A 12,063-nucleotide genomic window follows, 5' to 3' on the forward strand; every position below is an offset into this window, starting at 1 on the left:
ATGAGCGAATTCAAGCGCATCCCTCCCGAGCAGGCACTGGCACTGCGCGCGCAAGGTGCGGTCGTCGTCGACATTCGCGACCCGCAGGCCTTTGCCGCTGGCCACATCACGGGTGCCCAGCACCTGGATAACCACTCGGTTGCCGAGTTCATCCGCAATGCCGACCTCGATGCCCCGACCCTGGTGGTCTGCTACCACGGCAACTCCAGCCAGAGCGCTGCCGCCTACCTGGTCGGCCAGGGCTTCTCCAACGTGTACAGCGTGGACGGCGGTTTCGAACTGTGGCGCGCCACCTACCCGGCCGAGACCGCCCAAGGCAGCGCCGAATAAATATTTTCATTTTTCCTGCAGCCCGCGCCCCGTGCGGGCTTGCGGCTTATCTGACGAACGGTCGTTCGTAACTTCTGCCCACCTCGCCCCTTGACCTTGCAGATAACCAACTACGCTTAAGCTCAGGCCATCCAAAAAAGGGGAGAGCCGGTACACCGGCGTGCGGGTCATCGGTAGCGTTACAGGGTGTTCTGGGGGGTATACAGCAATCGGCGAACCCGGTTGCATGCCAGCATCAGCTGACTGATCCGGCGTCGTCTCCACGTATCGAGCGAGGTGACGTCATGAGTATTTTTAGCCACTTCCAACAACGTTTCGAGTCTACGCGCCAGGAAGAACTCTCGCTGCAGGAGTACCTCGAGCTGTGCAAAGAGGATCGCAGTGCCTACGCATCGGCGGCCGAACGGCTGTTGCTGGCCATCGGTGAGCCAGAGCTGATCGACACCTCTACCAACTCCAGGCTGTCGCGCATCTTTTCCAACAAGGTAATTCGCCGCTATCCGGCCTTTGCCGACTTCCATGGCATGGAAGAGTGCATCGACCAGATCGTTTCGTACTTCCGCCACGCCGCCCAAGGCCTGGAAGAGAAGAAACAGATCCTCTATCTGCTGGGCCCGGTGGGCGGCGGCAAGTCGTCGCTGGCCGAAAAACTCAAGCAGCTGATGGAAAAGGTGCCGTTCTACGCGATCAAGGGTTCGCCGGTGTTCGAGTCACCCTTGGGCTTGTTCAACGCCACCGAAGATGGGGCCATTCTCGAGGAAGAGTTCGGCATCCCACGGCGCTACCTGAACACCATCATGTCGCCATGGGCCACCAAGCGCCTGCAGGAGTTTGGCGGCGATATCTCCAAGTTCAAGGTAGTGAAACTCTACCCGTCGATTCTCAACCAGATTGCCATCGCCAAGACCGAGCCCGGCGACGAGAACAACCAGGACATCTCGGCCCTGGTCGGCAAGGTCGATATCCGCAAGCTTGAAGAGTACCCACAGAACGACGCCGATGCTTACAGCTACTCGGGCGCGCTGTGCCGGGCCAACCAGGGCCTGATGGAATTCGTCGAAATGTTCAAGGCGCCGATCAAGGTCCTGCACCCCTTGCTCACTGCCACCCAGGAAGGCAACTACAACAGTACCGAAGGCCTTGGGGCGATTCCCTATACCGGTATCCTGCTGGCGCACTCCAACGAATCGGAGTGGCACACCTTCCGCAACAACAAGAACAACGAAGCGTTCATCGACCGGATCTACATCGTGAAGGTGCCGTACTGCCTGCGCGTCAGCGATGAGATCAAGATCTACGACAAGCTGCTGGTCAACAGCTCGCTGTCCAAGGCCCATTGCGCGCCGGATACGCTCAAGATGCTGGCTCAGTTCACGGTGCTTTCCCGCCTCAAAGAGCCGGAAAACTCCAATATCTATTCCAAGATGCGCGTTTACGACGGGGAAAACCTCAAGGATACCGATCCGAAGGCCAAGTCGATCCAGGAATACCGTGACTCCGCTGGCGTTGATGAAGGCATGAACGGCCTTTCGACCCGCTTCGCCTTCAAGATCCTGTCCAAGGTGTTCAACTTCGACCCACACGAGATTGCCGCCAACCCGGTGCACTTGCTGTACGTGCTGGAACAGCAGATCGAACAGGAACAGTTCCCGGCAGAAGTGCGCGAACGCTACCTGCGCTACCTGAAGGAATACCTGGCACCACGCTACATCGAGTTCATCGGCAAGGAAATCCAGACGGCCTACCTGGAGTCCTACAGCGAATACGGCCAGAACATCTTCGACCGCTATGTGCTGTACGCCGACTTCTGGATCCAGGACCAGGAATACCGCGACCCGGAAACCGGCGAAATCCTCAACCGCATCGCCCTCAACGAGGAGCTGGAAAAGATCGAGAAACCGGCCGGCATCAGCAACCCGAAAGACTTCCGCAACGAGATCGTCAACTTCGTACTGCGCGCACGCGCCAACAACAACGGCAAGAATCCAAGCTGGCTGAGCTATGAAAAACTGCGGGTCGTGATCGAGAAGAAAATGTTCTCCAACACCGAAGACCTGCTGCCCGTCATCAGCTTTAACGCCAAGGCCAGCAAAGAGGACCAGAAGAAACACAACGACTTCGTCACCCGGATGGTGGAGCGTGGATACACCGACAAACAGGTGCGCCTGCTGTCGGAATGGTACCTGCGGGTCAGGAAATCGCAATAAAGCGACAAGCTATACACCGCGCGCCCAAGGCTGCCATGCCAGCCTTGGGCGGCGGCAGCTGCTTTGCTGCCATGACGTGCAGCAGCTCGTAGCTTGAAGCGTGCAGCTGTTCCCAGCTACCGGAGGGACCATGAGCTACGTTATCGACCGACGCCTGAACGGCAAGAACAAGAGCACGGTCAACCGCCAGCGCTTTTTGCGGCGGTACCGCGAACACATCAAGAAGGCCGTCGAAGAGGCGGTGAGCCGCCGTTCCATCATGGACATGGAACATGGCGAGCAGATCAGCATTCCCGGTCGCGACATCGACGAACCGGTGCTGCACCATGGTCGCGGGGGCAAACAGACCATCGTGCATCCTGGCAACAAGGAATTCACAGCAGGCGAACACATCCCAAGGCCGCAAGGCGGCGGGGGTGGCGGCGGTGGCCGTGGCAAGGCCGGTAATTCCGGCGAAGGCATGGATGAATTCGTCTTCCAGATCACTCAGGAAGAGTTTCTCGAATTCATGTTCGAAGACCTCGAACTGCCCAACCTGGTCAAGCGTCACCTGACAGGCGCCGACACCTTCAAGACCGTGCGCGCCGGTATCGCCAATGAAGGTAACCCGTCGCGCATCAATATCGTGCGTACCCTGCGCTCGGCCCATGCCAGGCGTATCGCCCTGACCGGAAGCAGCCGTGCACTGCTGCGCGAAGCACAAAAGGAACTCGCCCGCCTGCGGGTCGAAGAACCGGACAATTTCACCGATATCCAGGAAGTCGAACAGGAAATCGAACGCTTGAAGGCACGCATCAACCGCCTGCCCTTCCTCGACACCTTCGACCTCAAGTACAACCTGCTGGTCAAGCAGCCCAACCCCAGCTCGAAGGCGGTGATGTTCTGCCTGATGGACGTGTCCGGCTCGATGACCCAGGCCACCAAGGACATCGCCAAGCGCTTCTTCATCCTGTTGTACCTGTTCCTCAAGCGTAACTACGACCGCATCGAAGTGGTGTTCATCCGCCACCACACCAGCGCCCGGGAAGTCGACGAGGAGGAGTTCTTCTACTCACGGGAAACGGGCGGCACCATCGTTTCCAGTGCACTCAAGCTGATGCAGGAAATCATGGCCGAACGCTACCCGGCCAGCGACTGGAACATCTATGCCGCGCAGGCCTCCGACGGCGATAACTGGAACGACGACTCGCCCATCTGCCGCGAGATCCTCTCCAAGCAGATCATGCCGCATGTGCAGTACTACACTTACGTCGAGATCACCCCCCGTGAGCACCAGGCGCTGTGGTATGAATACGAACGCATCGGTGAAGCCTACCCCGACACGTTCGCTCAGCAGCAGCTGGTATCGGCCGGCGACATCTACCCGGTCTTCCGTGAACTCTTCCAGCGCAGGTTAGCCACATGACCGCCAGAGCACAGAGACGCCAACCCATTTCCACCGGGTCCGAGTGGACGTTCGAGCTGATCCAGACCTACGATCGGGAAATCAGCCGCCTGGCCGAGCGTTACGCCCTGGACACCTACCCCAACCAGATCGAGGTGATCACGGCCGAGCAGATGATGGACGCCTACGCCTCGGTCGGCATGCCGCTGGGCTATCACCATTGGTCCTACGGCAAGCAGTTCCTCAGCACGGAAAAGTCGTACAGCCGTGGCCAGATGGGCCTGGCCTACGAAATCGTGATCAACTCCGACCCGTGTATCGCTTACCTGATGGAAGAAAACACCATGTGCATGCAGGCACTGGTGATCGCCCATGCCTGCTACGGCCATAACAGTTTCTTCAAGGGCAACTACCTGTTCCGCACCTGGACCGACGCCAGTTCGATCATCGACTACCTGGTGTTCGCCAAGCAGTACATCGCCCAGTGCGAAGAGCGTCATGGCATTGATGCAGTGGAAGACCTGATCGACTCCTGCCATGCCCTGATGAACTACGGCGTGGACCGCTACAAGCGACCCTACCCTATTTCCGCCGAGGAAGAGCGGCGTCGGCAACAGGAGCGCGAGGAGCACCTGCAGCGCCAGATCAATGACCTGTGGCGCACCATTCCGAAAAGCGCCGAAAAGGGTAACGACCGCGATGACGGGCGCTTCCCCGCCGAACCTCAGGAAAACATCCTGTATTTCATTGAGAAAAACGCCCCGCTGCTGGAGCCCTGGCAGCGTGAAGTGGTGCGCATCGTGCGCAAGATTGCCCAGTACTTCTACCCGCAGCGCCAGACCCAGGTGATGAACGAAGGCTGGGCGACATTCTGGCACTACACCCTGATGAACGACCTGTACGACGAGGGGTTGATTACCGAAGGCTTCATGATGGAGTTCTTGCAGTCGCACACCAGCGTGGTGTTCCAGCCCGGCTTCGACAGCCCGTACTACAGCGGCATCAACCCGTACGCACTGGGCTTTGCCATGTACACCGACATCCGCCGCATGTGCGAGAACCCGACCGAGGAAGATCGCCGCTGGTTCCCCGACATTGCCGGCAGCGATTGGCTTTCTACCATCAAGTTCGCCATGAGCAGTTTCAAGGACGAAAGCTTCATCCTGCAGTATCTGTCGCCTAAAGTGATGCGCGACCTCAAGCTGTTCAGCATCCTCGATGACGACCAGCGCGACGACCTGCTGGTGCCCGCCATTCACGATGAAGCGGGGTACCGGGTGATTCGTGAGCAACTGGCAGCGCAGTACAACCTGGGCAACCGCGAACCGAACGTGCAGATCTGGAGCGTCGACCGCCGTGGCGACCGCTCGCTGACCCTGCGCCACCAGCAGCACAACCGCAAACCGCTGGGCGACTCGACCGATGAAGTGCTCAAGCACCTGCACCGCCTGTGGGGTTTCGATATCCACCTGGAAACCGTGCAAGGTGAGCAGGTGATGAAGACCCATCACATGCCGCCGCGTGGCGAGCACGGCGAAAGCGCGGACTACGGGCGCATGGACCTGGCGGTCATCCACCACCTCTAGTGCAACGCCATAACTGCCGACAGGGTATTCTGTCGGCAGTTATGGAGAGCTGCACATGCACATCTACAAAGTCGGCGGCGCCGTGCGCGACCGCCTGCTCGGCCGCCCGGTCAGCGATATCGACTGGCTGGTGGTGGGCGCCACCGTCGAAGAAATGCTCGCCAACGGCTATCGGCCGGTCGGCGCCGATTTCCCGGTGTTCCTGCACCCGAAAACCGGCGAGGAATACGCGCTGGCGCGCACCGAGCGCAAGAGTGGGCGCGGCTATGGCGGTTTCACCTTTCACGCCAGCCCTGACGTGACCCTGGAAGAAGACCTGATCCGCCGCGACCTCACCATCAATGCGATGGCCGAGGATGAAGCGGGCACGGTATACGACCCCTACCATGGCAAAGCCGATCTCGATCAGCGCCTGTTACGCCACGTTTCCCCGGCATTCGCAGAAGATCCTTTACGCGTGCTGCGCGTTGCGCGGTTTGCTGCCCGCTATGCACCACTGGGTTTCCGGGTTGCCGAAGAGACCCTGGAGCTGATGCGCCAGATCAGTGCTTCGGGGGAGCTGCAAGCACTGACAGCCGAGCGTAGCTGGAAGGAAATCGAGCGGGCATTGATGGAAGCGCAGCCGCAGGTGTTCTTCCAGGTACTGCGTGCTTGCGATGCACTACTAGCAATGCTGCCTGAGCTTGCAGACAACTCCCGGGCATTGGCAGCCCTGGAGCAAGCGGCGGCGCACGAGCAGCCCTTGCACGTACGCTGGGCGTGCCTGCTGAGCGGCTTGGCACCGGCCTCGATCAAAGCCGTCAACCAGCGCCTCAAGGCGCCTCGGGAATGCCAGGAGCTGGCGCTGCTGACAGGGGAATGCCTGGCGCAGGGCAATCAGGCGCTGGCGTTACCTGCGGCGGTACTGCTGGAGCTGTTGCAGAAGTTCGACGTGTATCGGCGGCCGCAGCGGTTCGAGGACTTCATTGCCGCGTGCGAGATGGTGGCGCTGGGTGATGGCGAGGCGAGTTATCCACAGGCAGCGTATCTGCGGGGTGCATCCACCGCAGCGCGAGCGGTAGATGTGAAGCCCTTGGTGCAGGCCGGGCTGACGGGCCAGGCACTGGGCGAGGCCCTCAAGGCTGAGCGATTGAAGGCGATTGAAGCCTACATCGGTGTTGCAGAAGGGTGATTTTTCGGCTGTCTGTACTGGCCCTTTCGCGGCTAAAGCCGCTCCTACAGGGACCGCGCTTGCTCGGCATCCCGCGATCCCTGTAGGAGCGGCTTTAGCCGCGAAAGGGCCGGTACAGGCTTATGCTGGAGTCAACTGCAACCCACGCCACTCAAAGGCGACCGGCGCCAGTACCTGATCAATCTTCGCCTCTTGCCACAACTGCGCCATGGTCTTGCCCGCCCCCGGATGCACCAGCTCAGGCGCCAGCAACGACAACGGCCACAGCACAAACGCATTCTTCAGAATCTCGGCCCTGGGCAGCACCAGCCCATCGAACGTACCGTGCAAATCGTCATACATCAGCACGTCGATATCCAGCGGCAACCCTTTGCGGTCCGGCGCGTATCGGCCGTTGTCGGCCTCGATGAACTTCAGCCGGCGGTCCAGTTCTATCAGCGGCAGCTCGGTTTGCCCGGTCACCACGAAGTTGATGAACGGCCCGCTCTTGATCCCCACCGCCTGGCTTTCGAACGCCGGCGAGCAGCGCATGTCGGTCAGGATGCCGGCCAGGGCATCAAGCCCGGCGCACAAATGCGCCTCGCGGTCGATGTTGCTACCCAGGCCAAGGTAAACCGTGCTCAGAGACATCCGCGCTCGATCTCCACGCCAACACCACCACGGGCCGCCGGCACCGCTCCCGGCTTGGTCAGCTTCAACCGCACCCACGGGATCTGGAACTCTTCCATCAAGGTGGCCACCAGGCGCTCGGCAAAGGTTTCCACCAACTCGAAGCGCGCCTGCTCGGCAAACGCCTGGACGCGCGCCGACACGCTGGCATAGTCCAGCGCCAGGCTCAGGTCGTCACCCGCCGCCGCCGGGCGGTTGTCCCAGGCGAAGCTCAGGTCCAGGCGCAAGCACTGGCGAATATCCCGCTCCCAGTCATAGGCACCGATGACGGTATCGACTTCCAGGCCTTCGATGAACACTCTGTCCAAGCACTTCTCTCCACAGCACGACAAGGGCGACTGGCGCCGTTAGAATCAGGGCGTCCTCGCCCGGAATAGTTAGCATGTTTTGGTTACTGGCGTTGCTCGCCTACCTGCTCGGCTCGCTGTCCTTCGCCATTGTCCTCAGCCGCCTTTCGGGCAGCCCGGACCCGCGTTCCAGCGGCTCAGGCAATGCCGGCGCCACCAACATGCTACGCCTGGCAGGCCGTAAACTGGCGATCCTGACCCTGCTTGGCGACCTGTGCAAGGGCCTTTTGCCGGTATTGCTTGCCCGCTTTGCCGGGCTGGACCTGCACGCGCAAGCCTGGGTAGGCGTGTGCGCAGTGCTGGGCCACCTGTTCCCGCTGTATTTCTGCTTCCGCGGCGGCAAAGGCGTAGCCACCGCCGCAGGCATGCTCATGGGCCTGTACTTCCCGGCCGCGCTGCTGGCCATTGGCGCCTGGCTACTGACGTTCTACCTTACCCGTACCAGCTCGCTGGCGGCGCTGATTGCCACGCCACTGACCTTGCCATTGCTGGCCTGGCGCGAGCCGGAAGCCCTGCTACCGATCAGCGTGCTGACGGTGATGATCGTGTGGCGCCACCGCAGCAACCTGCGCGACCTGTTTGCCGGGCGCGAACGGCACTTCTGAAACCTACAGCGGCGGCAACTGTTCCATCGGCCAGCGTGCCTGCACACTGATGGCCAGGTCCTGCTGCTGCCCGGCCAACAGGCGCTGGCAGCCGGCGTAAGCGATCATCGCGCCATTGTCGGTACAAAACTGCGGCCGCGCGTAGTACACGTTGCCCTTGATGCTGCCGAGCATGTCCTCGAGGGACGCCCGCAACGCCTTGTTGGCACTCACGCCACCGGCGATGACCAGGCGCTTGAGGCCGGCCTGCTTGAGCGCCCGCTTGCACTTGATGGTCAAAGTCTCCACCACCGCCTGCTGGAATGCGAGAGACACGTCGCAACGGGTTTGCTCACCGTCGTCGCCAGCATCCTTGCATTGCTGCCAGGTGTTGAGGGCGAAGGTTTTCAAGCCGCTGAAGCTGAACTCCAGGCCCGGGCGGTCGGTCATCGGCCGTGGGAAAACGAAACGCCCAGGCACACCCTTTTCAGCAAGGCGCGCGATTTCCGGGCCACCGGGGTAGTTGAGGCCGATCAGCTTGGCGGTCTTGTCGAACGCTTCACCGGCAGCGTCATCCAGGCTCTCGCCCAGCAGTTCGTACTGGCCGATGCCATCGACCCGAACCAACTGGGTATGCCCGCCGGAAACCAACAAAGCGACGAACGGAAACTCCGGTGGGTTTTCTTCCAGCATGGGCGCCAGCAAGTGGCCTTCCATGTGGTGTACGCCAATTGCCGGAATGTCCCAGGCAAAGGCCAGTGCCTGGGCGCAGGAGGCGCCCACCAGCAATGCACCGACCAGGCCAGGGCCTGCGGTGTAGGCGATGGCGTCGATCTCGGTGGCGACGCAGCCGGCTTCGTCCAGCACCTGGCGGATGAGCGGCAGCATGCGCTTGACGTGGTCACGCGAGGCAAGCTCGGGCACCACACCGCCAAACACGCGGTGCAGGTCGATCTGGCTGAACAGTGCGTCGGCCAACAAACCGCGTTCACTGTCGTATAATGCGACACCAGTTTCGTCGCAGGATGTTTCCAATCCCAGTACTAGCATGGGTTCGTCCCTTGTGGGGGCTGAATTCGAAGCCGCGCATGATAGTCCCCGTGTCGGATGCCGACCAGCGGTTTTCGATCAGAGGCTTTGCATTCCGGCTTGCTAAGGGTTAACATCCGCAACCCTTGAAAACCGACGTTCTCCAGCACACCTTTGTTTTGCCAGGAGCACGTCTACCCCGGTAATGAATTAAGGTAGCCCTGGATGCCAGCCGTCAAAGTTAAAGAGAACGAACCCTTCGACGTAGCTCTGCGTCGTTTCAAGCGCTCCTGCGAAAAAGCCGGTGTACTGGCTGAAGTTCGTAGCCGCGAGTTTTACGAGAAGCCGACCGCAGAGCGTAAGCGCAAAGCAGCTGCCGCTGTTAAGCGTCACGCCAAGAAAGTTCAGCGCGAACAGCGCCGCGCCGTTCGTCTGTACTAATACAGGCGTTCAACGCAAAGCTTCTGCCCTGCCCGGCTAACCGCCGGGCGATGGCAGTGGTCGCTTCAAACTTGAGCAGCTAGCTCAAGGCCCTGCACAAGCGTCATGCGAACTGCACATGGGCAACCTGCCTGAAACGTCAGAGCTGGTCCTCCTTGTTGTATGACCAGACGTGCACGTCCGACTGACGGGCCCTCAAGGGCCGGCGACGAGCACACTCCCTCGCACTTCCCCAAGCAACACTCGCCCCATTCGGCGCGTGAGCGATTAGACTTGCCAGTTGCCAGATGACGAGACTGCCATGGCCGGGCTGATTCCCCAGAGCTTCATTGACGACCTGATCAACCGCCTCGACATCGTCGACGTGGTGAGTTCGCGCGTCCAGCTGAAAAAAACCGGCAAGAACTACTCCGCCTGCTGCCCGTTCCACAAGGAGAAAACCCCCTCCTTCACGGTCAGCCCCGACAAGCAGTTCTACTACTGCTTCGGCTGCGGCGCCGGCGGCAACGCTCTGGGCTTCGTCATGGACCACGACAACCTGGACTTCCCCCAGGCCGTCGAGGAACTGGCCCGCGCCGCCGGCATGGAAGTGCCCCGCGAACAAGGCCGCCGCGACCACAAGCCGCGCCAGCCCACCGACTCGCCACTGTACCCGCTACTGGATGCCGCCTCGGAGTTCTACCGCCAGGCCCTGCGCAGCCACCCGACCCGCAAGGCGGCGGTGGATTACCTCAAAGGCCGCGGCCTGTCCGGGGAAATTGCCCGCGACTTCGGCCTGGGCTTTGCCCCGCCAGGCTGGGACAACCTGCTCAAGCACCTGGGTGCCGACACCCTGCAGCAGAAAGTGATGATCGATGCCGGCCTGCTGATCGAGAACGCCGAAAGCGGCAAGCGTTACGACCGCTTCCGCGACCGGGTGATGTTCCCGATCCGCGACAGCCGTGGGCGCATCATCGCCTTCGGCGGCCGGGTGCTCGGCGACGACAAACCCAAGTACCTGAACTCCCCGGAAACCCCGGTGTTCCACAAGGGCCAGGAACTGTACGGGCTGTACGAGGCGCGCAAGCACAACCGCAACCTCGACGAAATCATCGTCGTCGAGGGCTACATGGACGTCATCGCCCTGGCCCAGCAAGGCTTGCGCAATGCCGTGGCCACCCTGGGCACAGCCACCAGCGAGGAGCACCTCAAGCGGCTGTTCCGCGTGGTACCCAGTGTGCTGTTCTGCTTCGACGGCGACCAGGCCGGGCGCAAGGCCGCCTGGCGTGCGCTGGAGTCGACCCTGTCGAACCTGCAGGACGGCCGCCGCGCGCGCTTCTTGTTCCTGCCCGAAGGCGAAGACCCGGATAGCCTGGTGCGCGCTGAAGGCACCGATGCCTTCATGGCCCGCATCAACCAGCATGCCCAGCCACTGGCCGACTACTTCTTCGAGCAGCTGAGTGTCGAAGCCGACCCTCGCTCACTGGAAGGCAAGGCGCACATGGCGACCCTGGCCGCACCGTTGATCGAAAAGATCCCTGGCGCCAACCTGCGCCAGTTGATGCGCAACCGCCTGAAGGAAATCACCGGCCTCGATCCGCAGCAGGTCGAGCAACTGGCGCAACACGCACCCACGGCCAACAGCGTGCCGGATTACGACCCTGGCTACGACTACGACGCCATGGCCAGCTACACCCCCGACTTCGGCGACATGCCGCAGCACGACTACGCCCCTGTTCATCAGGAACAGGAGTGGAAGCCGAACAAGGGCGGCGGCAAGAAGCAATGGAGCGACAAGCCCTGGGACAAGAACCGCAAAGGCGGCAAGCCCTGGCAGCAACGCGACGAAGCGCCACCACGCGTACCGGCCCCGGTCGAACCCCCCACCCTGGCGGCCTTGCGCACCCTGCTGCACCACCCGCTGCTGGCCGGCAAGGTGGAAGACGCCAGCCATTTTGCCGACGAAGAACATCTGTACAGCCAGCTGCTGGTGGCGCTGATCGAAGCCGCGCAGAAAAATCCTGGGCTAAGCTCAATGCAGTTGATCGCACGTTGGCACGGCACCGAACAGGGCCGCCTGCTGCGGGCGCTGGCAGAAAAGGAATGGCTGATCGTGGCCGACAACCTTGAACAACAGTTTTTCGACACTATAACTAGCTTGTCCGCCCGCCAACGCGAGCGCAGCCTGGAACAACTGCTCAGGAAATCACGTCAAAGCGAATTGACCAGCGAGGAAAAAACCCAGCTCCTCGCCCTGCTGAGCCGGAATGTTCCCGCACAAACGCCGACCTCATCTGGCGCGTGAGGCCCATGCTCGGGTATAATCCTCGGCTTGT

At 61.3% G+C, this 12,063-nt stretch carries 11 protein-coding genes; 8 read left to right on the top strand and 3 right to left on the bottom strand.

The window, feature by feature from the left end; genetic code table 11:
- From glpE to N436_RS18535, 5 genes are all read left to right on the top strand, one after another.
- Entirely contained in the window at positions 1-330 is a 330-nt protein-coding gene (gene glpE, locus N436_RS18515; protein ID WP_060499068.1) for a thiosulfate sulfurtransferase GlpE, read from the top strand.
- Positions 331-614: 284 nt separating this feature from the next.
- The gene (locus N436_RS18520) at positions 615-2,537 is read left to right on the top strand and encodes a PrkA family serine protein kinase (RefSeq protein ID WP_003255563.1); all 1,923 of its coding nucleotides are present in this window, start codon (positions 615-617) and stop codon (positions 2,535-2,537) included.
- 130 nt (positions 2,538-2,667) lie between these two features.
- Entirely contained in the window at positions 2,668-3,942 is a 1,275-nt protein-coding gene (locus N436_RS18525) for a YeaH/YhbH family protein (protein WP_025754030.1), read from the top strand.
- A complete protein-coding gene (locus N436_RS18530) occupies positions 3,939-5,507 on the top strand; it encodes a SpoVR family protein (protein WP_019097138.1) in 1,569 nt (522 codons plus the stop codon). Before N436_RS18525 ends, N436_RS18530 begins: the two co-directional genes overlap by 4 nt.
- A 55-nt stretch (positions 5,508-5,562) precedes the next feature.
- The gene (locus tag N436_RS18535) at positions 5,563-6,678 is read left to right on the top strand and encodes a multifunctional CCA tRNA nucleotidyl transferase/2'3'-cyclic phosphodiesterase/2'nucleotidase/phosphatase (protein WP_110741686.1); all 1,116 of its coding nucleotides are present in this window, start codon (positions 5,563-5,565) and stop codon (positions 6,676-6,678) included.
- Positions 6,679-6,798: 120 nt separating this feature from the next.
- On the opposite strand, the gene folK is transcribed toward N436_RS18535, so the two are convergent.
- Together folK and folB are read right to left on the bottom strand one after the other, a co-directional pair.
- Positions 6,799-7,308 (bottom strand): 2-amino-4-hydroxy-6-hydroxymethyldihydropteridine diphosphokinase, encoded by a 510-nt coding sequence (gene folK / locus N436_RS18540; protein WP_110741687.1) that lies wholly within the window; start codon positions 7,306-7,308, stop codon positions 6,799-6,801.
- Positions 7,299-7,655: a dihydroneopterin aldolase gene (gene folB, locus N436_RS18545; RefSeq protein WP_016715761.1), complete on the bottom strand. Its 357-nt coding sequence runs from the start codon at positions 7,653-7,655 to the stop codon at positions 7,299-7,301. Before folB ends, folK begins: the two co-directional genes overlap by 10 nt.
- Before the next feature lie 74 nt (positions 7,656-7,729).
- Here folB and plsY point away from each other — a divergent pair, with 74 nt between their 5' ends.
- Positions 7,730-8,299, top strand: a complete 570-nt coding sequence (gene plsY, locus N436_RS18550) for a glycerol-3-phosphate 1-O-acyltransferase PlsY (protein ID WP_105947289.1) — start codon at positions 7,730-7,732, stop codon at positions 8,297-8,299.
- 3 nt (positions 8,300-8,302) lie between these two features.
- Here plsY and tsaD read toward each other — a convergent pair whose 3' ends face one another.
- The gene (tsaD, locus tag N436_RS18555) at positions 8,303-9,328 is read right to left on the bottom strand and encodes a tRNA (adenosine(37)-N6)-threonylcarbamoyltransferase complex transferase subunit TsaD (RefSeq protein WP_016715759.1); all 1,026 of its coding nucleotides are present in this window, start codon (positions 9,326-9,328) and stop codon (positions 8,303-8,305) included.
- 204 nt (positions 9,329-9,532) lie between these two features.
- Here tsaD and rpsU point away from each other — a divergent pair, with 204 nt between their 5' ends.
- A complete protein-coding gene (gene rpsU / locus N436_RS18560; RefSeq protein WP_003255575.1) occupies positions 9,533-9,748 on the top strand; it encodes a 30S ribosomal protein S21 in 216 nt (71 codons plus the stop codon).
- Positions 9,749-10,049: 301 nt separating this feature from the next.
- Positions 10,050-12,032, top strand: coding sequence for a DNA primase (dnaG, locus tag N436_RS18565; RefSeq protein WP_110741688.1), 1,983 nt, complete (start codon positions 10,050-10,052; stop codon positions 12,030-12,032).
- Positions 12,033-12,063 lie beyond the last annotated feature (31 nt).

It is taken from the genome of Pseudomonas sp. RV120224-01b, from assembly GCF_003208145.1.
GTDB lineage: Bacteria > Pseudomonadota > Gammaproteobacteria > Pseudomonadales > Pseudomonadaceae > Aquipseudomonas > Aquipseudomonas monteilii.